Below are 22068 nucleotides of genomic sequence, written 5' to 3'. Positions count from 1 at the left end.
CGCCGCCGGCGCTGGTGAGTACGGCCCCCGCCCCGCTGCCGTCAGCCCGCCCGCCGCAGCCGCGGGAAGGCCGGCGCGGCCACCAGGAACACCAGCGACACCAGCACGAACGGCCAGGTGAAGGCATGCCCGCCGGACGGTGCGAAGAGCGCGCCCAGCGCCGGGCTCAGCACGGTGGAGGTGACCGCGCCGGCCAGCGCGTACCCCACGCTCCAGGCGTCGGTGACCAGGAAGACCCCGCCCAGCGCCATCGCCACCAGCACCGCGTCGTAGCCCATCAGCCCCTGCCGCACCTGGTCGGCGGGGGCGCCCAGCAGCCAGGACGTCAGGATCGCCACCGCGCTGCCGGCGCAGGCCAGCGCGCCCAGCCGGCGGTCGGCGACGAAGATCCCGACCAGGAAGATCAGGCCGACGTACCACTGCGGCATCAGGAAGATCTCGCCGACGTTGGTGAAGAAGGCGTGCCACAGGTCGGTGAAGGAGAGCGCGGTGGGCCCGGACGGCGTCCGCGGCAGCGCCGCCAGGCCGCCCTCCAGGTGCCAGACGTGCCGGAAGCTGGGCGCGGCGACGGTCAGCGCGCTGGCCGTCAGGCAGAACGGCAGGGTGAAGGTGGGCAGGCCCCAGGTGCCCAGCACCCGCGCGGTGGCGGCCGTCACGACCGTGACCGCAGCCGACGCGGCCACCGCGATCAGCAGGGTGGAGAGGTGGCCGGCGTCGAGGAAGACCGCGCACGCGACGCCCACCAGGCAGGCGTTGAAGCCCTCGAGTCCGGCCGTGACCCGGTCGCGGTCCACGCCCAGCAGGCGCGCGGTCCCGGTGCCGGCGGCCGTGCCTATCAGGCCGTAGAGGCCGTACTGCCAGCCGGCCGCGCAGAGCGCGGCGGTGAAGACCAGGCCGGCCAGCGCACTGGGCAGGAAGTCGACCTGCGCCTGGCCGCGCAGTACCGCCAGGGCGAACCGCCCGGTGGCCGTGGCCGACAGATCGAAACGCTTCGCAGCCGGCCCATCCTGGACCGTGCTCGGCTGGTGCATACCGCCTCCCGCAGGACGCAAGGGGCCCCTGGCCGCCAGGGACTGATGCACTTTACATCTGTGGCCTGAAATCGCTCCCGGGAGGGGCCAGTTCCGGGTGATGCAGCGTCAATCCGTCGACCAGAGCCAGCAGTCCGTCCTCGAACGCGCCCTCGTCGACCCGCCGCTGGTGCTCGGCCAGCCGGTGCGCCTGGCCCAGGTGCGGGTAGGCCGCCGGATCGTAGGCGCTGGGGTCGTCCACGAAACCGCGGGCGAACGAGCCCAGCGCGGAGCCCGCGACGAAGTACCGCACCATCGCGCACACCTTGGTCGCCAGCGCGGGCGGCCAGCCCGCCCCCACCATCCCGCCGAACGCCGTATCGGCCATTTTCAGCCCGGCCGGCCGGCGCCCGGGGCCCTGGGCGAGGAACGGCACGATGTGCGGATGGGCGGCGAGCGCCGCGCGGTAGGAGCGGGCCCAGGCCAGCAGTCCGGCCCGCCAGTCCTTGCCGGCCGCCAGCACCGAGACGTCCACCTGCGCTATCACCGTGTCGGCGACCGCGTCGAGGATCTCGTCCTTGGTCCGGAAGTGGTTGTAGAGGGAGGGGCCGCTGACGCCGAGTTCGGCCGCCAGCCGCCGGGTGGAGAGCGCCGCCAGCCCCTCCGCGTCGATCAGCGCCAGCGCGGTGGAGACGATCCGCTCACGGCTCAGCAGGGGCTTGCGGGGTCGGGCCATGCCGCACATAGTAGGGGCTGCCCACCGAAAACTAGCGCCGCTAATTAACGGCTTCCCGCAGCCGTTCCCGCCGACGAGGGGCCCGAGATGCATCTGGAGCTCACACCCGAGCAGACCGCCGTACGCCGGCTCGCCGCGGACTTCACCGACCGCGAGATCGCCCCGCACGCCGCCGCCTGGGACCGCGCCGAGCAGGTCGATCCCGGCATCGTCCGGGCGCTCGGCGACCTCGGCTTCCTGGGCCTGACCCTCCCCGAGGAGTACGGCGGCGCGGGCGGCGACCACCTCTCGTACGCCCTGGTCACCGAGGAACTGGGCCGCGGCGACTCCGCGGTGCGCGGGATCGTCTCGGTCTCCCTCGGCCTGGTCGCCAAGACCATCGCCGCCTGGGGCGACGAGGAGCAGAAGCGGACCTGGCTGCCCCGGCTGGCCTCCGGCGCCGCGCTCGGCTGCTTCGGCCTGACCGAGCCCGGCACCGGCTCCGACGCCGCGTCCCTGACCACCCGCGCGGTCCGCGACGGCGGGGACTGGGTCATCGACGGCAGCAAGATGTTCATCACCAACGGCACCTGGGCCGATGTCGTGCTGCTCTTCGCCCGCACCGGCGGCGCCCCCGGCCACCAGGGCATCAGCGCCTTCCTGGTACCCGCCGACGCCCCGGGCCTGACCCGCCGCCCGGTCCACGGCAAGCTCGGCCTGCGCGGCCAGGCCACCGCCGAACTGGTCCTGGAGGGCGTCCGGGTGCCGGCCGCGGCCCTGCTGGGCCCCGAGGGCAAGGGCTTCTCGGTCGCCATGTCCGCGCTGGCCAAGGGCCGGATGTCGGTCGCGGCCGGCTGCGTCGGCATCGCCCAGGCGGCCCTGGACGCCGCCCTCGGCTACGCCGGGCAGCGCGAGCAGTTCGGCGCCCCGATCGCCGGGCGCCAGCTCGTCCAGGAACTCCTGTGCGATATCGCGGTGGACGTGGACGCGGCCCGGCTGCTCACCTGGCGGGTGGCCGATCTGATCGACCGCGGGAAGCCGTTCGCCACCGAGGCGTCCAAGGCGAAGCTGTTCGCCTCCGAGGCCGCGGTGCGGGCCGCGAACAACGCCCTCCAGGTCTTCGGCGGCTACGGCTACATCGACGAGTACCCGGTCGGCAAACTGGTCCGGGACGCCCGGGTGATGACCCTCTACGAGGGCACCAGCCAGATCCAGAAGCTGCTCATCGGACGCGCGCTGACCGGGGTCTCGGCCTTCTGACCCGCCGGGCGGGCCCCCGCCGCCCGGGCCCCGGCCCCCGCCCGTCCGCCTCCCGGACATCACCTAAGCGCTTGCTCAGCGGCACGGTATGGTGTTCGATCCGGCAGCGGAAGGCCCCTGGCGGAGCGAGAGCGGGAGCGGCGATGGGTGCGGCCGAGCGGGCGGCGGAGGAGCGCGACGAATGGGCCGGGGTCACCCCGGACGCCGCGCGGCGGCTGGTCAGCGCCGCCGTCGGCGCGTTCGCCGAGCGCGGCTACCACGCCACCACCACCCGCGATATCGCCGGCCGCGCCGGGATGAGCCCGGCCGCCCTCTACATCCACTACAAGACCAAGGAAGAGCTGCTCTACCGCATCAGCGGCATCGGCCACGAGAAGGCGCTGCGCATCATGGCGGCCGCCGCCGGCGCCGCGGGCAGCCCCACCGACCGGCTCCGCGACGCGGTGCGGACCTTCGCCCGCTGGCACGCCGAGCACCACACCACCGCCCGGGTCATCCAGTACGAGCTCCAGGCGCTCGGCGCCGAGCACTACGCCGAGATCGCCGGCCTGCGCCGCCGCACCGACCGGCTGCTGCGCCAGATCATCCAGGACGGCACGGACAGCGGCGAGTTCTCCGTGGACGACGTGCCGGGTACGACGCTGGCCGTGCTCTCGCTGTGCGTGGACGTGGCCCGGTGGTTCTCCGCCGAGGGCCCGCGCACCCCCGACGAGGTCGGCACCCTCTACGCCGACCTCGTCCTGCGCATGGTGGGCGCCCGCCCCTAGGGCCCCGCGGCCTACCAGTGGAAGCGGCTGACCGACTCCGCCACGCACACCGGCTTCTCGCCGCCCTCCCGCTCGACCGTGACCACCGTGGTGAGCTGCACCCCGCCGGTGACCTCGGCCACCTCCGCGATCCGGGCGCGGGCCCGCAGCCGCGAGCCGACCGGGACGGGGGCCGGGAAACGCACCTTGTTGGTGCCGTAGTTGATGCCCATGGCGACGTTCTCCACCCGCATCAGCCGCGGCACCAGGGCCGGCAGCAGCGACAGCGTCAGATAGCCGTGCGCGATGGTGGTGCCGAACGGCCCGGCCGCCGCCTTCTCCGGGTCCACGTGGATCCACTGGTGGTCACCGGTGGCCTCCGCGAACAGGTCGATCCGCCGCTGGTCGATCTCCAGCCAGTCGCTGGGGCCCAGCTCCTCGCCGACCGCCGCCCGCAGCTCCTCGACCGACCCGAACACCCGGGGCTCCGCCATCTCCGTCCGCCTCCTCAAGCGTGTTGACCAAGCGCTTGCTCAGCATGCGAGGGCGGACGCCCCCTGTCAACGCCCCGGCGTCTGGTGCCCGGCCGGTGTCCGGTGCCCGGCCGGGCCAGCCGGCAGGCCCTTTAGGGTTGGCGGCGTGCCCAAGATTCCGTTCAAGGTTCACGAGCTCACCGTCGGCCAGCTCTCCGCCCGCAGCGGCGCGGCCGTCTCCGCCCTGCACTTCTACGAGTCCAAGGGCCTGATCAGCAGCACCCGGACGGCCGGCAACCAGCGCCGCTACACCCGCGACGCGCTGCGCCGGGTCGCCTTCGTACGGGCCGCGCAGCGGGTCGGCATCCCGCTCGCGGTGATCCGCGACGCGCTGGCCGAGCTGCCGGACGAACGCACCCCCAACCGCCAGGACTGGGCCCGGCTCTCGGAGGTCTGGCGCGCCGAACTCGACGAGCGGATCGGCCAGCTGGTCGAGCTGCGGGACCGGCTGACCGACTGCATCGGCTGCGGCTGCCTCTCGCTGGAGCGGTGCGCGCTCTCCAACCCCGACGACGACCTCGGCGGCCAGGGCCCCGGCGCCCGCCGCCTCCGGGTGGACCGGCGCGCCACGGACCCGGAGCCGGGGGTGGGAGCGCGTACGGGCGCGGGCGGCCGGGGCACGGCGGGCCGGGCCGCCGACCCGGCCGGCCCGGACGCACCGGCCGCGCCCGCGTGCGGGGTCAAGGAAGAGCGCTAGGGGTGTCCGGGCCGGTCACCACACCGGCGGTTTGCGGTGGGCCCACGGGCGGGCCGCCTCCAGCTGGGCGGAGAGCGCGATCAGGGTGGCCTCGTCGCCGTAGCGGCCGCCGAGCATGACGCCGATCGGCAGGCCCTCGGCGTTCCAGTGCAGCGGGACGCTGACCGCGGGCTGGCCGGTGGCGTTGTAGAAGGCGGTGAACGGCGTGAAGCGGCCCACCGCGGCGAACTCCGCCCGCGGGTCGGCGTCGTCGCGCAACGCGCCGACCAGCGGCGGCGGCGCGGCCACGGTGGGGGAGAGGATCACGTCGTAGCCGGTGCCGGGCGGCATCAGGCCCTCGGCGATGGCCTGCGCCAGCTCCCGGAAGGCGAACAGCCCCTCGGCGAAGGCTTCGCCGGACACCTCCCGGCCGCGGGCGCGCAGATAGCGGGTGAGCGGCATCAGCAGCTCCTCGCCGTCCGCCGGGACGGGGCGGCGGGCGGCCATCACCGACCACACCCGGGTGAAGGCGTGCAGGATCCGGTCGTCGGCCGGGAAGGCCAGCTCCTCGGTCTCGTGGCCGAGCGTGCCGAGCAGCGCGGCGGTCTCGGCGACCGCGGTACGGCAGTCGGGGTGCACCTCGGCGTCCGGCAGCGGCGCCTGGGTGAGCACCGCGATCCGCAGCCGCCCGGGGTCCTTGCGGACCTGTCCGGCGAAGGTCTCGCCGGGCGGCAGACCGGGCGCGGCGTACGGGTCGCCGGGCTGCGTACCGGCCATGGCGTCCAGCAGCGCGGCCGCGTCGGCGACCGTGCGGGCCAGCGGTCCCGAGGTGCTCAGGCCCGTCACGTCGTGCAGCCGCGGGCCGCTGCTGACCCGGCCGCGGCTGGGCTTGATGCCGTAGAGGCCGCACGCCGACGCCGGGATGCGGATCGAGCCGCCGCCGTCGCTGGCGTGCGCGACCGGGGCCAGACCGCCGGCGACCGCGGCGGCCGCCCCGCCGCTGGAGCCGCCCGCCGAGCGGGCCGGGTCCCAGGGGGTGCGGGACGGCGGGGCGATCCTGTTCTCGGTGTAGCAGGGGAGGCCGAATTCGGGGGTGTTGGTCTTGCCCAGCATGATCGTGCCGGCCCGGCGCAGCGCGGCGGCGACATGGTCGTCGGTGTCCGGGACGTGGTCGGTGAGTGCCGCCGAACCCATCGTGCAGCGCACCCCGGCGACGTGGTTGAGGTCCTTCACCGGCACCGGGACGCCGTGCAGCGGCGGCAGCGCGCGGCCCTCGCGGCGGGCCGCGGCGGCCTCGCTCTCGGCCTCCGCGGCCTGCTTGCGGGCGAGTTCGGGGGTGCGGGTGATGAAGGCGCCCAGGGAGTCGTCCAGCCGGTCGATCCGCGCGAGGTAGTGCTCGGTGAGCTCGACCGGGGACAGCTCCCCCGACCGGATCTCCGCGGCCTGTTCGAGCGCGGTCAGGTCGTGCAGTTCGGCCATGGACGTCCACCCTCTCGTTCGGGCCCGCACGGCCCCGTTTGCCGTACGGGCGGGACGGGCCGGCGCCGGGGCGCGCGGCCGCCGGTGATCAGCCCGTGAACAGTTGTTTCAGTCCGCGGGCGTCCGCGTAAAGGGCCGTACGCGAACGGGACAGCCGCGTGCGGCCGGGCGGCGGCGGCCCGGACCGTACGGCGGCGGCCCGCGACCGGCCGGACGGCGGGCCCAAGCAGCCCCGGGCCGGGGCGAACCGGCCACTGCGACGGCCCCGGGAGCGCGGCGGCACGTCCGGCCAACAATGGCCGGGAAGTGCCGCCCGGGCCGCGCGGCGGCTCACCCGGCGGCGAGACCGCCCGTCAACCACACCGCCTCGCCGACGAGTTCGTCGTTCCCGCCGGCCGGGGTCCCGTCGGGCAGGACGAGGGTGTCCTCGATGCCTATCCGGGAGGCCAGCCCCAGCTCGCCGGCGAGCTGGAGCACCGGCCAGGCGCCGCCGTCGTGGCCGTGCAGCAGCACCGGGCGGCCGTGGGGTATCGCCGCCAGCTCGGCCAGCAGCGCCCGGGCGGTGGCGGGCGCCGTGACGGGGTCGGTGTCGCCGATGACCTCGGCCAGCACCCGCAGCACCCGCGGCGCGAGCGGCGAGGCGGCGAACCGGGCGGCGGCCTCCGTCCCGGCCCATATCCCGGCCTCGACGCCGACGCCGCGCGCCAGCAGCGCGGCGGCGACCGTATCGGCGCCCGGCTCGTGCCAGTTGACCGAGGCGTGGTCGGGCAGGACCGTCCAGGACGCTATCCGCTCCGCCCGGCGGGCGGCGTCCGGCTCGGCCCAGGCGCCGGTCGTCACCCCCACCGGGACGTCCACCGCCTCCCGGACGGCCGCCACGGCCGGACCGACCACCCGCGGCGAGAGGGAGTCCTGGCCGCACGGGGTCTTGGGGTGGAGGTGGACGTCCTGGGCACCGGCCGCGACCGCCCGGCGCGCGGCCTCGGCGAGCGCGGCCGGCGTCATCGGCACGGCCCCCGAACCGGCCGCCGTACGCGGCCCGTTGAGACAGACCTGAAGCATCCGCAACATGCTTCCGATGATGACAGGGGGGTCTGACAACGCACCGCTCGCGGACGGATCCGGCGACGGGCCGATGACCGGAGGGCATGGGCGGCGCGCCGCCGCCCGGCGGCGCCGGCACCCCCGTGGGACCAGCGGACCAGCGGCCCGGCGGCCCGGCGGCCCGGCGGCGCGCGGTTCAGGCCGCCGCCGACGCCTCCCGCCCGTACGCCCCGGCCGCCGCCGCGTGCAGCGTCTCCGGGGCCAGTACCGCCACCGGGGCCACCACCCCGCACTCCCGGCAGGCCGGTCCGGCGGTCGGGCAGCCCTCCGGCCCCGGCACCCACACGAAGCGGGTGGAGCCGCAGACCGGGCAGTCGCGGCGCGGGCGGCCCGCCTCCATCGCCGCGATCACGCGGCGCAGCACCTCGCAGAGGCGGGCCGCCGGATGCCGCTGCGGGGAGACGCAGGGCACGATGTCGTAGCCGCCCCAGGTGCGGCGGTGCCAGTCGTCGAGGGCGCCGGGCTGGCGGATCCCCTCGTGCTTCTCGCGGCGCCGCCGGGCCGCGAACTCCTCCTCGTACGCGAGCCAGAGGGCGCGTGCCTCCTCCAGTTCGGCGAGGGCGGCCACCAGCCGCGCCGGATCGGGTTCGCGGTCGTGGACGGCGAATCCGGCGCGGGTGCACAGGTGGTGCCAGGTCGCGCGGTGCCCGTAAGGGGCGAAGCGCTCCAGGCATTTGCGCAGCGCGGTGCGGCGCCGCGCGGTGACGAGACGAGGGTTGCGGACCTGTTCCGCGAGGGCTCTGAAACCGGCCATGGTGTGCTCCACCTCCGGGGAGGATCCCGACTGGACAGGGAATGGACGTAGCCGGCCGCCGCCCGGATCCATCGAATTCCTTTGCGGTTTTGGGCGGCGATGTGCCGGGGTGTCCGCCCGTACCGCCTGCCCGCTGTGGGGAATTCGAAAAGGTGACTGTTGTTCACCTTCCGGTAGCGAGTAACCGACGGTAACGTCCGGCGGACCCTGCCCGGGCACGTGAAGGACAGGGTGTCCCCCGAAGGAGCAGGAATGCGACGACGTACCACCGGAAGGCTCCGGGCCGCCGCCACCGCGGCCCTGTTCGCCCTGGGTGCCGCGGTCTTGGCACCGCCCCCCACCGCGGCCGCGGCCGCCCCGCCCGCCGGCGACGACTACTGCCAGGGCCAGTGCGGGGACATCCTGCCGCCCGGCGCCAGCGGCAACGCCACCCTGATGCAGATCCTCGGCAACAAGCTGTTCGGCACCCACCCCCCGCACACCTCCGACCAGATCGCCCCCTACAACGCGCTGGCCGGCGGCTACCGTTCGCTCACCGACGCCACCCTCACCGACTTCTTCAACGACGCCTCCTTCGGCGTCCCCAAGGACCAGGTCGGCTCGGTCAGCACCCCCCGCCCCGACGTCACCATCACCCGCGACAAGAAGACCGGCGTCCCGCACATCAAGGGCACCACCCGCTACGGCACCGAGTACGGCGCCGGCTACGCCGCGGGCCAGGACCGGCTCTGGCTGATGGACCTCTTCCGCCACATCGGGCGCGGCGAACTGACCTCGTTCGCCGGCGGCGCCCCCGCCAACCAGGGCCTGGAGCAGCAGTTCTGGCCCTCCGCCCCGTACACCGAGGCGGACCTCCAGGCGCAGGTCGACGCCATCCGCACCCAGTACGGCGCGCGCGGCGAACAGGCCATGGCGGACGCCCAGGCGTACGTGGACGGCATCAACGCCTACCGCGAGCAGTCCAAGAAGGGCCGCTACTTCCCCGGCGAGTACGTCGTCACCGGCCACGTCAACGCGATCACCAACGCCGGCGAGATCCAGCCGTTCAAGCTCACCGACCTGATAGCCCTCGCCTCCGTCGTCGGCGGCCTCTTCGGCAACGGCGGCGGCGGAGAGGTCCCCTCCGCCCTCGCCCTGCTGTCCGCCCAGCAGAAGTACGGCCTGGAGAAGGGCACCAAGGTCTGGGAGTCCTTCCGGGAGCGCAACGACCCCGAGGCCGTCAAGACCCTGCACGACGGCCAGAGTTTCCCCTACGCCGTCAAACCGGCCAAGGCCAAGGGCACCGCCCTCCCCGACCCCGGGTCCGTCACCCCCGAACCACTCGTCTTCGACCGCACCGGCGCCGCCGCCTCCAAGAGCGCCACCCCGCCCCGCGACCCGGTCAAGGCCCCGGAGAAGTACCGCGAGCTGGAGGGCATGTTCAAGGACGGCGTGCTGCCCAAGGGGAGCTTCGACCCCACCCAGCACCGCGGGATGTCCAACGCCCTGCTGGTCTCCGGCAAGCACACCGCCAGCGGCCACCCGGTCGCCGTCTTCGGCCCGCAGACCGGCTACTTCGCGCCCCAGCTGCTGATGCTCCAGGAGATCCAGGGGCCCGGCATCAGCGCCCGCGGCGCGTCGTTCGCCGGCGTCGGGATGTACGTCCAGCTCGGCCGCGGCCAGGACTACGCCTGGAGCGCCACCTCCGCCGGCCAGGACATCACCGACACCTACGCCGTGGACCTGTGCAACGCGGACGGCTCGAAACCCACCGAGCAGTCCACCTCGTACCGCTACCACGGCCAGTGCCTCCCCATGGAGAAGCTGGAGCGCACCAACTCCTGGAAGCCCACCATCGCCGACCCCACCGCGGCCGGCTCGTACCGCATGCGGGTCTTCCGCACCAAGTACGGCATCGTCACCCACCGCGCCACCACCGGCGGCAAGCCCGTCGCCTACACCGCGCTGCGCACCACCTACGGCCACGAGGCCGACTCCATCATCGGCTTCCAGATGCTCAACGACCCGTCGTCCGTGCACGACGCCAAGAGCTTCCAGCAGGCCGCCCAGCACATCGGCTACGCCTTCAACTGGTTCTACGCCGACTCCCGCGACATCGCCTACTACAACAGCGGCCTCAACCCCGTCCGCAACCCCGATGTGGACCCCGCCCTGCCCGTGCAGGCCCAACCGGCCTACGAATGGAAGGACTTCGACCCCGCCACTCACACCGCCGCCTACACCCCGCCCGCCCAGCACCCGCAATCGATCGACCAGGACTACTACGTCTCCTGGAACAACAAGCAGGCCAAGGACTACGACTCGGCCGGCTTCGGCAACGGCTCGGTGCACCGCGCCAACCTCCTCGACGACCGGGTCCGCCGCCTCGTCCGGGACGGCGGCGTCACCCGCGCCGCCCTGACCCGCGCGATGGCCGACGCCGCCCTCACCGACCTGCGCGGCGAGGACGTCCTGCCCGACCTGCTGCGGGTGATCGGCAGCAAACCCGTCACCGACCCCGCGCTGCGCACCGCCGTCCAGCAGCTCGACGCCTGGCGCCGGGACGGCGCCCAGCGCCGCGAGACCACGCCCGGCTCGCACGCTTACGCGCACACCGACGCGGTCCGGCTGATGGACGCCTGGTGGCCGAAAATGATTGAGCAGGTCTTCCGGCCCGGCCTCGGCACCGACCTCTACCAGGCGCTGACCGCCAACCTCACCACCGACGAGTCCCCGTCGGCCGGCCACGGCCCCACCGGCGCGCACGCCGGCTCGGCCTTCCAGTACGGCTGGTGGAGCTACGCCGACAAGGACCTGCGGGCCGTCCTCGGCGACCGCGTCCAGGGCCCGCTCGCGGTCCGCTACTGCGGCGGCGGCGACCTCTCCGCCTGCCGGGACACCCTGCTGGCCACCCTCCAGCAGGCCGCCGCGCAGACCCCGGACCGGGTCTACCCGGGCGACGACACCTGCAAGGCCGGCGACCAGTGGTGCGCCGACGCCATCGTCCACCGCGCGGTGGGCGGCCTGACGCACACCACGATGACCTGGCAGAACCGGCCCACGTACCAGCAGGTGGTGGAGTTCCCGAGCCACCGGTGACGGCGGGGGACCGGATCGCCGCTGACGGGGGACCGGCCCGCTGCTGACGGCGGCCCGCATCACCGACGGCCGCGGGCCGCACCGGGCCCCGGGGTATCACCACCCCGGGGCCCGTCGCCGCCCGCCCCCGTATCGACTTCCCCAACGATCGGACTCCGGCCGGGAATACGGGGACGGGCTATGCTGCTCACTCCTGAAACCGGGGGAAGGGTCAGCGAGTAGGGGCAGATGGCCGTGTCAGGTCCGCAGGCGAAGCAGAATCCGCAGCCGTATCCGGCCGAGCTGCTCGACACCACGATGGACCAGCTGCGCACGCTGATCACGGTCCACGAGGCCGGCACCGCGCTGGCCGCGGCCCGCCGCCTGGGCCGCGAGCAGTCCAGCGTCCAGAAGCAGCTCGACACCATGAACCGCACCTTCGCCGCGCTGTGCGGCGAGGAGTTGGTCCTCAAGCAGGGCCGCGGCCGCGACGCCCTGTTCACCGCCACCGGCGAGGCCGTCGTCGAACTGGCCCGCCGCACCCTCGGCGACTGGTCCGAGGGCGTCCACGACGCCCGCCGCCGCCTCGGCCGCACCCTCTCCGTCGGCACCACCCGCTACACCCTCGGCTTCCTCCTGGACGCCGTGGAGTACGTCAGCGAGGACTTCGACCGCGAGGGCGTCGACCTGAAGGTCACCCACGTCCGCACCCGCGACCTGTTCACCAAGCTCCGCTCCAAAGAACTCGACCTGGTCTGCGGCAGCGTGGTGGTCACCGAGGGCGAGGAGGCCGCCCTGCTCGCCCCCTACGAGGTCATGGAGTGGCGGCGCAGCGGGTTGTCCCTGCTCACCAACCTGCCGCCGGAGCGGCTGCCCGGCGGCCCGTTCCACGCCCGGGACCTGCCGCGGCTGCCGCTGGTGGTCTCCACCGGCGGCAGCCTCATCGACCGCTTCCTGACCGCCTGGTACGGCAGCGACTACCGCCAGAAGCTGACCGTCGCCGCCGAGATAGAGGCCGCCCACTACGGCTTCGAACTGCTCCGCTCGGGCGTGGTCAGCGGCGCGATGCTGGTCACCCGCGGCCTGGGCGAGGCGGCGGCGGACGGCCGCCTCCCGGAGGCCGGCGGCCTGCGCACCCTGGAGATCACCGGGGACGTCGGCCCCCGCACCGAGGTCCTGGTCGGCGTCTTCACCCGCCGCGGCGAACGGGACTCCTACGGCCCCCAGCACCCCCTCAACCGCCTCTGGGAAGCCCTCTCCTGGGAGAGCGAACGGTGGTGGCTCCGGCCGTAGGCGGCGCGGTCGTCAGCCCGCCGCCCGGTCGGCCGGGCGAACGAGGGCCCCGCCCTCCGGTCTGCCGACCGCAGGACGGGGGCCATCTCCCTCACCCCGCCAACTCCCGCTCCCGCGTCTCCGGCAGCGCCAGTACGCACACCAGCGACACCACCGCCATCGCGCTCACGTACCACCCCACCGACGCCGAACCGAACGCCGCCTGCAGCCGGGTGGCGACCAGCGGCGCCACCGCCCCGCCCAGCACCCCGCCGAGGTTGTAGGCGAGCGAGGCGCCCGAGTAGCGCACCGTCGTCCCGAACAGCTCCGGCAGATACGCGCCCATCGGCCCGTAGACCAGGCCCATGCAGAACAGCGCGCCGCCCACGCCGAGTGCGATCAGCACCGGCTGCCGGGTGTCCAGCAGCGGGAAGAGCGCCAGGCCCCACACCACCGCGAGCCCGGCACCGCCCAGCACCAGCTTCCGCCGCCCCAGGCCGTCCGAACGGGTCGCCGCCAGCCAGGTGCCCGCCGCCAGGAACAGGCAGGCCACCAGCGACAGCCCCAGCATCGTCGTCCGCGACACCCCCAGGGTGCCGGTGGCGTACGACAGGCAGTACGTGGTCGCGGTGTAGAAGAGGCCGTACGCGATGACCATGCCGCCGGCGCCCAGCAGCAGTTCCCGCGGGTGGCGCCGGAAGACGTCCACCGCCGGGACCTTGCTGGCCTCCTGGGCGTCCAGCACCTTCGCGAAGACCGGCGTCTCGCTGATCTTCAGCCGGACGAACAGCCCCACCCCGACCAGCAGGAACGACAGCAGGAACGGCACCCGCCAGCCCCACGAGCGGAACGCGGCGTCGCTCATCACGTCGGACAGCAGCCAGAACACCCCGGTCGCCGCGAAGAACCCCACGGACGGCCCCAGTTGCGGGAACGCCGCGTACATCCCCCGCCGGCCGCGCGGCGCGTGCTCGACGGCCAGCAGCGCCGCGCCGCCCCACTCGCCGCCCAGCCCGATGCCCTGGAGGAAGCGCAGCAGGATCAGCAGCAGCGGCGCCCACACGCCCAGCGTCCCGTACCCGGGCAGCAGCCCCACGAACGCCGTCGACAGCCCCATCATCAGCAGCGACGCGACCAGCACCGACTTGCGCCCGACCCGGTCGCCGAAGTGCCCGAACACCACCGACCCGAGCGGCCGGGCCGCGAACGCCACCGCGTACGTGGAGAACGACGCGAGGGTGGCGTTGACCGGGTCGAGGGTCGGGAAGAACGCCTGGTTCAACACCAGCGCCGCCGCGGTCCCATAGATATAGAAGTCATAGAACTCAATGGCGGTCCCGATGAACGAGGCCACGGCCACCCGCCGCAGACTCTCCCCCCGCGCCGCCCCCTCGGCGGCCACACCCGCCGGCTTCCCTGCTCTCACGTCACTGTGCACGACCGGCACTCTCATGGCCGTTGCAGTGACCAGTCAATGCCCGGGATCCGCTGTCCCGCTCCGTGAGACACCGAAGGGGGCGCGGCTCAATGGCGCGATCACCGCGCGAGTTCGGCTGGAACGCGTACAACCTTCGCGGCAGTGATGCGGATCACCCTGCCTCCACGATCCGAAACGTCGGTTTCGCGATGTGAGTGGCGTTTGCCAGGGCTATTCAGACGGGCCGGCGGTGCCGTACGTTCCCGGACGCGCAACTTCTTCAGAAAACTTTCATCTTTGTGGGCGGGGGAAGAAGAACATGCCGTCTGTCTCGGCGGGTCGAAGACGCGCGTACCGGTGGTTGGCGGCCGGGGCGGCGGGCTGGTTGACGGCCGGTCTGCTGACCGGTCCGGCGGCTTCCGCCGCGCTCGCCCAGGGGCGGCGAAGCCCGCTGTGAAGACCGCGGGCGCGGACGCCTCGCAGGCGCCCACCGAGGACGCCGCGCTGGAGCTGGCCAAGCGGACCGGCAAGGACGTCGAAGTGGCGTCCCTGCGCGGGGAGTCGGTGGACGTGGTCGCCACCGCCGAGGGGAAGCTCCAGGCACGCCAGTACCTGCGCCCGGTGCGAGCCCGGGTCGGCGGCCGCTGGCAGGACATCGACACGGATCTGGCCAAGCGGGACGACGGGACGGTGGCGCCGAAGGCCACGTCGGTCCAGCTGGCCTTCTCGGGTGGCGGGGACGGTCCTCTGGTGCGGATGCGCCGGGCCGGACGTGAGCTGGCGCTGTCGTGGCCGGGGAAGCTGCCCGCGCCGGTGATGGACGGGTCCGTCGCGACCTATCCCGATGTGCTGCCGGACGTCGATCTGCGGCTGGGCGCCCAGGCGGACGGCTTCACCCAGCTGCTGGTCGTCAAGTCGGCGCAGGCGGCGGCGAGTTCGGAGCTGGCGCAGCTGAAGCTGAAGCTGGCGAGCGAGGGGATGGACGTCAGGAAGACCTCGGCGGGCGGGCTGGAGGCCGTCGAGCACGGGGCGGACGCCGCGGTGTTCGAGGCGCCCACGCCGATGATGTGGGATTCCAGTCCGGCGGGGGCCGGCGCGCCCGCGGTGAAGGAGTCCCAGCCGTCCAAGGCGTCCCAGCCGTCCCAGGCATCCCAGGCACGGGCGTCCGCGCAGGCCGCTGGGACGGACGACTCCGCGCCGGGTGACGGCGCCGCCCCCGGTGAGCCGTCGGCGGGGGAGTCCGGCAAGCTCGCGCCCGTAGGGGTGGAGGTGCCGGCGGGCCAGGGCCAGGTGGTCCTCAAGCCGGACGCCGAGGTGCTCAAGGGCAAGGACACCGTCTACCCGGTCTTCATCGACCCCCAGTGGTCCACGCCGCGCGCGACCGCCTGGACGATGGCGTCGAAGTACTGGGCCTCGTCCCCGCAGTGGAAGTTCAACGGCGACCCGGACTCCGGACTGGGCTACTGCAACTGGTCCTACTGCAACCCCAACGACACCAAGCGGCTCTTCTACCAGATCCCGACCTCCGCGTTCGCCGGAAAGTCGGTCCTCAAGGCCGAGTTCGTCGTCCGCAACACCTGGTCCGCGTCCTGCAGCGCCCGACCGGTCGAGCTGTGGCGCACCAAGCCCATCGACGCCTCCACCACCTGGAACTCGCAGAACGCCGCCGGCTTCTGGCAGAAGCACCTGCGCACCCTCAGTTTCGCCAACGGCTACGAGGGCTGCGCGGCCAAGGACGCCGAGTACGAGATCACCTCCGCCGTCCAGGAGGCCGCGGACAACAAGTGGCCGAGCCTCACCTTCGGCCTGCGGGCCGGGGACGAGAGCGACCGCTACGGCTGGAAGCGCTTCTCCGACAAGGCGTTCCTGCGGGTGACGTACAACCGCCCGCCGCCGCAGGTCAAGACGTCCCAGCTGACGATGGAGTACGGCGGCACCTGCCACACCGGCTCCTCGCCCGCGCGGATCCGCACCCGCGGCCTGCTGTACGCCAACAACATCACCGACCCCGACGGCGACAACGTCCAGGTGCAGTTCCAGGCCAACTGGGACACCGGCGACGGCAAGGGCATGATCGCCCGGTGGACGCCCGCGCTGACCACGGCGAAGAAGTCCGGCTCCGGCTTCTCCATCGCCCTCCCCACCGGTATCCCGGCGAACACGACGGTCTTCTGGGCCGTGCGCGTCTACGACGGCGCGCAGTACTCCCCGTGGTCGTACGCCGGGGATCCGCAAGGCTGCTACTTCGTCTACGACACCTCCGTCCCGGCCGCCCCCGCCATCTCCTCCGGCGCCTATCCCGCGTCCGACCCGGAGAACCCCGACGACCCCTGGTACGACGGCGTGGGCCAGTACGGCAGCTTCGCCCTGAAGTCCGCGTCCACGGACGTCACCCGCTACCGCTACGGCATCAACAACGACCCGACCGCCCGCGACGAGGTGGCCACCAGCGGCGGCGCCGCCAAGTCCGTGAACGTCCTGCCGGAGAAGCCGGGCGTCAACTTCGTCACCGCCCAGGCATTCGACGCCGCGGGCAACGGCAGCGAGGTCCGCACCTACCAGTTCCGGGTCAAGGCCGGCCAACCCGGCCGCGCCACCTGGCAGTTCGACGACCCGGCCGGTGCCGCCGAGGCCAAGGGCACCACCCCGGCCCGCACCGCCACCCTGCACGGCGGCGCCACGCCGGGCACCGAGGGGGTCGTGGGCTCGGCGCTGTCGTTCAACGGCACGGACGGCTACGCGGTCACCGACATCCCCGTCGTGGACACCTCCCGCAGCTTCGCGGTCTCCGCCTGGGTCCGGCCCAGCGAGGTCCCCACCCATCCGGCGATCATCGCGACCCAGCCGGGCAACAGCCGCCCCGGCTTCGAGCTGTACTACTCCGCGGACCTCCAGCGGTGGGTGTTCAACCAGTACACCGCCGACAGCCCCGACGCCTCCATCGCCCGCGCCATGGCGCCCCAACCGGGTGGCGTCAGCGCCAACCAGTGGGCGCACCTGGTGGGCATGTACGACGGCGCCGCGAAGGTCCTGCGGCTCTACGTCAACGGCAAACTCGCGGGGGAGACCCCGTACGCGACGGCCTGGAACGCCCGGCGCGGCCTCCAGCTGGGCGCGGGCTCGTACAACGGCGTCCCGGGCGCCTTCTTCCCCGGCACCGTGGACGAGCTGCAGATCTTCGACCGGCCGCTGAGCGCCGCCGAGGTCACCCAGCTGTACGGCAAGCAGCGCCTGCGCGGCCCGGGCCGGCCCGCCCGCGCGGTCTTCCCGCTCGACGAGGAGGCCGGCGCCAAGCAGATCACCGGCCACGGCGACGTCCTGCCCGCCGTCCTGCACGGCGGCGCCGAGCCGGGCCGGGCGGGCGTCGCGGGCCGGGCCCTGACCCTGGACGGCAAGGACGGCTACGCCTCGGCCGACGCCCCCCACCTGCCCACCGACCGCTCCTACGCGATCACCGCCTGGGCCCGCGTCAACGACTCCACCCACAACCAGACCGTCGTCGCCCAGTCCGGCAGCTTCCTCAGCGCCTTCTACCTCTCCTACGAGTACGCGACCGGTGTCTGGAGCGTGCGCCTGGGGACCCAGGACGCCCCCGAAGGCGGAATCGGCATCCAGCGCGTGGTCTCCAAGCAGAAGGCCGACCTCGGTGTCTGGACCCATCTGGCCGCCGTCCACGACACCGTCAACCACACCGTCAGCCTGTACGTCAACGGCGTCCTGCAAGGCACCGCCGCGGCGCCCGAGGTCTGGGAGGCGCAGGGGCCGCTGCAGATCGGCCGCGCGCTGTACCGCGGGTCCTACCTGGACTACGTCTCCGGGCAGATCGACGACGTCCGGCTCTTCGACCGGCCGGTCGCCGAGGGCGAGATCCAGCAGATCATCCGCCAGCGCCCGGTGCTCACCAGCCGCTGGCAGTTCGACCAGGCCGACGCCCCCGGCGCCAACTCCGTCACCGGCGGCCCGGCGATGACCCTGGGCACCGGCGCCAAGCAGCTGCCGGGCGCGGGCTTCATGGGCGAGGGCGGCCTGGTCCTCACCGGCGCCCAGCAGGACTACGCGTCCAGCGCCGTCCCCATCGACACCAGCGCCAGTTTCACGGTGTCGGCGTGGGTGCAGGCGGCGGCGGTGCCTACGCGGCCGATGGTCGCGGTGAGTGCCGAGGGGACCAACACCAGCAGCTTCGGCATGGGTTTCATACCCAACACCAAGTACCCCAACGGTAAAGGGGCGTGGGCGGTGGCCCTGCCTCGATCGGACACCAGCGGCAACACGGCGGAAGACGGAGCGGCAAACGCCCAGTCCATGAGTGGCGTTACGGACTGGAACCACATCGCCGTCGTATACGACGGCTTCGCCAGGCAAGTGCGTCTCTACGTCAACGGGGAACTCGGCGAAGCCACCTGTCTCGACAGCACCGGGGACGGCCAGGCGGACAACCCCCAGTGCCTGGAGGCGGTGCCGTGGGCCGAGAACGTCATGCCCTTCAAATCACTGAAGGCCCTGCATTTGGGGCGCGTGAAGGCCAACGGCCTCTTCCAGCAGTACTGGGCCGGCGCCCTGGACGACGTCTGGACCTTCCAGGGCGCGCTCAGCGGCGACCAGGTCGCCCGCCTCGCCGGTGAATGGAACGAGCTGCCGACCACAGTGCCCGACGTGCCGGACGCGACCTGACCGGAAGCGCCGCGGGGCAGAACTCAGCCCCACGGCGCCCAACGATCCGAACTTCGAACTCGGTTGAGCACCGCGGCCGCCTGGTGGGCGCCTGCGGTCGCACAGCAAGGGGTGGGACGAAATGAACGCCAGACTCCGGTTGTCCGGACGAGGAAGGCTCCGACAGAGACTCGCGGTGGGGATCACCGCGGCTCTGGTCGCGGGGCTCCTTCCGGCCATGGCCCTGCCGCAGGCCGCGACCGCTACCGCCGCGCCGAAGGGCCCGGACATCGGGAAGCCCGTGGCCGGCACCAGCGGTATCCGCGTCAAGCCGCGCACACTGCCCGACGGGCCCCGCACGCCCAGGACTCCTCCGCCGCACGCCTGGCCCGGAGCGGCCGCCGCGACGTTCGACCTCACCGGAGACGGCTCCGGTACGGCTTCCGCGGCGCCTGGGATCGCGGCCACGGCCGAGGGGGAGCGGGCCGTTCCCGTCAAGGTCGGGCGGCCCGCGCGTACCCGGAAGACCCCCAAGGCAGAGGGCGCCGCCCCGTCCGCCGTCCCCAGGTCGGTCACCGTCCGCGTCCTGGAGCAGAAGCAGGCTGTCCGGGCCGGGGTTGACGGACTCCTGCTCACGCTCGCGCCGGAGAAAGGCGCTCAGCCGGCGGGGGCGCGCCCGGGCCCGGTCGACGTGACGGTCGATTACCGCACCTTCGCCGGCGCCCACGGCGGCTCCTACGCCTCGCGCCTGCGCCTGGTGGCCCTGCCCGCCTGCGCGGCGACCACCCCCGAGAAGGACGCCTGCCGCAAGGCCACCCCGCTGGCCGCGGAGAACGACACCGAGAAGCAGACCCTCACGGCCCGTTCGGTCGCGCTGAGCGCCCAGGCACCCACCGTGCTCGCCGCGGTCGCCGACGACAAGAGCGTCAAGGGCGACTACAAGGCCACCAGCCTGTCCCCGTCGGCCACCTGGAGTACGAGCCTCAACACCGGCTCGTTCAGCTGGTCCTACGACATACCGGTCCCCGACGTCCCGGGCGGGCTGAAGCCGAAGGTGGGCCTGTCGTACTCGTCGGGCGCCATCGACGGGCGGACCGGCGGCACCAACAACCAGGGTTCCTGGGCCGGCGACGGCTTCGACCTGTGGCCGGGCTTCATCGAGCGCCGCTACAAGTCCTGCTCGGAGGACGGCGAGAAGCACGCCGACGGCAACAAGCCCGGCGACCTGTGCTGGGCGTACGACAACGCCTTCCTCTCCTTCAACGGCAGCGCCGGCGAACTCGTTCCCGCCGGCAAGGACCAGTGGAAGCTCCAGACCGACGACGGCACCCGGATCAAGCGCCTGACGTCCGCCGACCGCGACAACGGGGACAACGACAACGAGTACTGGGAGCTGACCGACCCCTCCGGTACGCGCTTCTACTTCGGCTACCACAAGTTGCCCGGCTGGGCCGCCGGCAAGGAGACCACCGACTCCGCCTGGACCGCCCCGGTCTTCGGCAACAACAGCGGTGAGCCGTGCAACAAGTCCGCGTTCAAGGACTCCTGGTGCCAGCAGGCATGGCGCTGGAACCTCGACTACGTCGTCGACCCGCACGGCAACGCCATCGCCTACTACTACGACAAGGAGACCAACACCTACGGCCGCGACCTCGACAAGGACAGCGGCACCCCCTACACCCGCGGCGGCGCCCTCAAGCGCATCGAATACGGCCGCGCCGCCGGCGACCTCTACACCGGCAAGCCGCTGGCCCAGGTCTCCTTCACCAGCGCCGAACGCTGCCTGCCCGAAACCGGCGTGACCTGCGCCGCAGACACCATCGACAGCAAGAGCTTCTACTGGTACGACACGCCCTGGGACCTCAACTGCAAGGCCGGCACCGCCTGCGACCAGGGCCGCTTCTCACCCACCTTCTGGACCCGCAAGCGCCTGACCGGCGTGTCGACCGAGGTCCTCAAGGGCGATGCGCTCACCCCCGTCGACTCCTGGGCGCTGACCCACCGCTGGGGCAAGGCCGACGTCGACTACCAGCTGGAACTGGAATCCATCCAGCACACCGGCCGCACCGCCACCACCCCGATCACCCTCCCGAAGACCACCTTCGCGTACACCCAGCTCGCCAACCGCCTGGACAAGACCGGCGACGGCTACGCCCCGTACGTCAAGGACCGCCTGTCCGACATCGCCGACGAGTACGGCGGCCAGACCAGCGTCAACTACTCCGCGCCCGCCTGCTCGTTCGCCGGTCTCCCCACGCCGGAGACCAACACCACCCGCTGCTTCCCGCAGTTCATCGGCGGCAGCTCCAGCGACGACATGGAGCAGTCGTGGTTCAACAAGTACGTGGTCACCTCCGTCACCACCACCGACCGCACCGGCGGCGCACCGGACCAGGTCACCCGCTACACCTACCTCGGTGACGCCGCCTGGCACTACGACGATGACGACGGCCTGACCAAGGAGAAGTTCAAGACCTGGTCGCAGTGGCGCGGCTACGGGCAGGTCCGCGTCCAGACCGGCGGCCAGGGCACCGCCGCCGACACCATGAAGACGCAGGAGGACAGCTACTTCCTGCGCGGTATGGACGGCGACCGCAAGGCCGCGAGCGGCGGTACGAAGTCTGTCAGCGTCACCCTGCCCGAGGGCGAGGGCGAGCCGCTGACCGACGACGCCTCCGCGGCCGGCTTCCCGTACAAGACCGTCACCTACTCCGCGCCCGGCGGGAAGGTGCTGGCCAAGACCGTCAGCCGCCCCTGGCACCACGAGACGGCCAAGAAGGTCCGCGACTGGGGCACCGTCACCGCCAACTTCACCGGCACCGCGAGCAGCCGCACCTTCACCTCCCTCGACGACGGCGCCGGCGCCAAGTGGCGCACCACCACCACCGCGTCCACCTACGACCCCGCCACCGGCCGGGTGACCGAGGTCAGCGACCGCGGGGACGACGCCACCACCGACGACGACCAGTGCACCCGCACCAGCTACGCCACCAACACCGACAAGAACATCCTCACCCTCCCCGCGCGCGTCGAGACCGTCGCCGCCGAATGCGGCACCAGCCCCGACCGCGCCAAGGACGTCATCTCCGACGTCCGCACCGCCTACGACAACGGCGGCTACGGCGCGGCGCCGGCCAAGGGCGACCCCACCGCCGTCGCCACGCTCAAGAGCCACGACGGCACCACCGCCACCTACCTCGAATCCGGCACCGCCTACGACGGCTACGGCCGGCCGCTGAAGGCCACCGACCTCACGGCCACCGTCACCGCCATCGGCGACAGCGCCCCCACCCGCACCGAACGCACCGACGGCCGCACCACGACCACCAGCTACACCCCCGCCACCGGCTTCCCCACCCAGACCCTCACCACCACACCCCCCGCCAACCCCGCCG

At 73.1% G+C, this 22068-nt stretch carries 13 protein-coding genes and 1 pseudogene; 7 read left to right on the top strand and 7 right to left on the bottom strand.

Annotation, left to right across the window (positions count from 1 at the left end; translation table 11 throughout):
• Positions 1-41: 41 nt before the first annotated feature.
• Both ADL22_RS31925 and ADL22_RS31920 read right to left on the bottom strand, forming a co-directional pair.
• A complete protein-coding gene (locus tag ADL22_RS31925) occupies positions 42-1031 on the bottom strand; it encodes an urea transporter (RefSeq protein ID WP_079064590.1) in 990 nt (329 codons plus the stop codon).
• Between the two features lie 52 nt (positions 1032-1083).
• The gene (locus ADL22_RS31920) at positions 1084-1755 is read right to left on the bottom strand and encodes a TetR/AcrR family transcriptional regulator (protein ID WP_199836420.1); all 672 of its coding nucleotides are present in this window, start codon (positions 1753-1755) and stop codon (positions 1084-1086) included.
• 78 nt (positions 1756-1833) lie between these two features.
• On the opposite strand from ADL22_RS31920, the gene ADL22_RS31915 reads away from it, so the two are divergent.
• On the top strand, positions 1834-2985 hold the full coding sequence (locus tag ADL22_RS31915) for an acyl-CoA dehydrogenase family protein (protein ID WP_066987834.1): 1152 nt from the start codon (positions 1834-1836) through the stop codon (positions 2983-2985).
• Between the two features lie 143 nt (positions 2986-3128).
• On the top strand, positions 3129-3752 hold the full coding sequence (locus ADL22_RS31910; RefSeq protein WP_066987832.1) for a TetR/AcrR family transcriptional regulator: 624 nt from the start codon (positions 3129-3131) through the stop codon (positions 3750-3752).
• Positions 3753-3763: 11 nt separating this feature from the next.
• On the opposite strand, the gene ADL22_RS31905 is transcribed toward ADL22_RS31910, so the two are convergent.
• Complete coding sequence (locus ADL22_RS31905; protein ID WP_066987830.1) at positions 3764-4225, bottom strand: MaoC family dehydratase; 462 nt, start codon at positions 4223-4225, stop codon at positions 3764-3766.
• 145 nt (positions 4226-4370) lie between these two features.
• Between ADL22_RS31905 and soxR the strand changes: the two genes are divergently transcribed.
• Positions 4371-4961 carry a redox-sensitive transcriptional activator SoxR gene (gene soxR / locus ADL22_RS31900; RefSeq protein WP_079064589.1) on the top strand — a complete coding sequence of 197 codons (591 nt, stop codon included), beginning with the start codon at positions 4371-4373 and terminating at the stop codon, positions 4959-4961.
• 15 nt (positions 4962-4976) lie between these two features.
• Here soxR and ADL22_RS31895 read toward each other — a convergent pair whose 3' ends face one another.
• The 3 genes from ADL22_RS31895 to ADL22_RS31885 all read right to left on the bottom strand — a co-directional run bounded on the left by ADL22_RS31895 (position 4977) and on the right by ADL22_RS31885 (position 8277).
• The gene (locus tag ADL22_RS31895) at positions 4977-6419 is read right to left on the bottom strand and encodes an amidase (RefSeq protein WP_066987827.1); all 1443 of its coding nucleotides are present in this window, start codon (positions 6417-6419) and stop codon (positions 4977-4979) included.
• Between the two features lie 330 nt (positions 6420-6749).
• On the bottom strand, positions 6750-7481 hold the full coding sequence (locus tag ADL22_RS31890) for a 3-keto-5-aminohexanoate cleavage protein (RefSeq protein WP_066987825.1): 732 nt from the start codon (positions 7479-7481) through the stop codon (positions 6750-6752).
• Between the two features lie 178 nt (positions 7482-7659).
• Positions 7660-8277, bottom strand: coding sequence for a hypothetical protein (locus ADL22_RS31885; RefSeq protein WP_066987964.1), 618 nt, complete (start codon positions 8275-8277; stop codon positions 7660-7662).
• A gap of 252 nt (positions 8278-8529) precedes the next feature.
• On the opposite strand from ADL22_RS31885, the gene ADL22_RS31880 reads away from it, so the two are divergent.
• Together ADL22_RS31880 and ADL22_RS31875 are read left to right on the top strand one after the other, a co-directional pair.
• Positions 8530-11355 carry a penicillin acylase family protein gene (locus ADL22_RS31880; protein ID WP_066987823.1) on the top strand — a complete coding sequence of 942 codons (2826 nt, stop codon included), beginning with the start codon at positions 8530-8532 and terminating at the stop codon, positions 11353-11355.
• A gap of 228 nt (positions 11356-11583) precedes the next feature.
• Positions 11584-12627 carry a LysR family transcriptional regulator gene (locus ADL22_RS31875; protein WP_066987821.1) on the top strand — a complete coding sequence of 348 codons (1044 nt, stop codon included), beginning with the start codon at positions 11584-11586 and terminating at the stop codon, positions 12625-12627.
• A 91-nt stretch (positions 12628-12718) separates the two neighbouring features.
• On the opposite strand, the gene ADL22_RS31870 is transcribed toward ADL22_RS31875, so the two are convergent.
• The gene (locus ADL22_RS31870; protein WP_420711618.1) at positions 12719-14044 is read right to left on the bottom strand and encodes an MFS transporter; all 1326 of its coding nucleotides are present in this window, start codon (positions 14042-14044) and stop codon (positions 12719-12721) included.
• A 432-nt stretch (positions 14045-14476) separates the two neighbouring features.
• On the opposite strand from ADL22_RS31870, the gene ADL22_RS31865 reads away from it, so the two are divergent.
• Complete coding sequence (locus ADL22_RS31865; protein WP_066987817.1) at positions 14477-18694, top strand: LamG-like jellyroll fold domain-containing protein; 4218 nt, start codon at positions 14477-14479, stop codon at positions 18692-18694.
• Positions 18695-18911: 217 nt separating this feature from the next.
• A pseudogene (locus ADL22_RS31860) lies at positions 18912-22068 on the top strand (sugar-binding protein); the annotation flags it as partial.

Origin of the sequence: Streptomyces sp. NRRL F-4489 (assembly GCF_001509485.1) — a bacterium.
In the GTDB taxonomy this organism is placed as follows: domain Bacteria; phylum Actinomycetota; class Actinomycetes; order Streptomycetales; family Streptomycetaceae; genus Streptomyces.
Note: the sequence above shows the minus strand (reverse complement) of the source record. Positions and strands in the feature narration are given on the sequence as shown.

Bases quoted from the DNA above. Each gene is read 5' to 3' on its own strand.
- ADL22_RS31925 (WP_079064590.1), bottom strand. From the start codon at position 1,031: ATGCACCAGCCGAGCACGGTCCAGGATGGGCCGGCTGCGAAGCGTTTC.
- ADL22_RS31920 (WP_199836420.1), bottom strand. From the start codon at position 1,755: ATGTGCGGCATGGCCCGACCCCGCAAGCCCCTGCTGAGCCGTGAGCGG.
- ADL22_RS31915 (WP_066987834.1), top strand. From the start codon at position 1,834: ATGCATCTGGAGCTCACACCCGAGCAGACCGCCGTACGCCGGCTCGCC.
- ADL22_RS31910 (WP_066987832.1), top strand. From the start codon at position 3,129: ATGGGTGCGGCCGAGCGGGCGGCGGAGGAGCGCGACGAATGGGCCGGG.
- ADL22_RS31905 (WP_066987830.1), bottom strand. From the start codon at position 4,225: ATGGCGGAGCCCCGGGTGTTCGGGTCGGTCGAGGAGCTGCGGGCGGCG.
- ADL22_RS31895 (WP_066987827.1), bottom strand. From the start codon at position 6,419: ATGGCCGAACTGCACGACCTGACCGCGCTCGAACAGGCCGCGGAGATC.
- ADL22_RS31890 (WP_066987825.1), bottom strand. From the start codon at position 7,481: ATGCTTCAGGTCTGTCTCAACGGGCCGCGTACGGCGGCCGGTTCGGGG.
- ADL22_RS31885 (WP_066987964.1), bottom strand. From the start codon at position 8,277: ATGGCCGGTTTCAGAGCCCTCGCGGAACAGGTCCGCAACCCTCGTCTC.
- ADL22_RS31880 (WP_066987823.1), top strand. From the start codon at position 8,530: ATGCGACGACGTACCACCGGAAGGCTCCGGGCCGCCGCCACCGCGGCC.
- ADL22_RS31875 (WP_066987821.1), top strand. From the start codon at position 11,584: ATGGCCGTGTCAGGTCCGCAGGCGAAGCAGAATCCGCAGCCGTATCCG.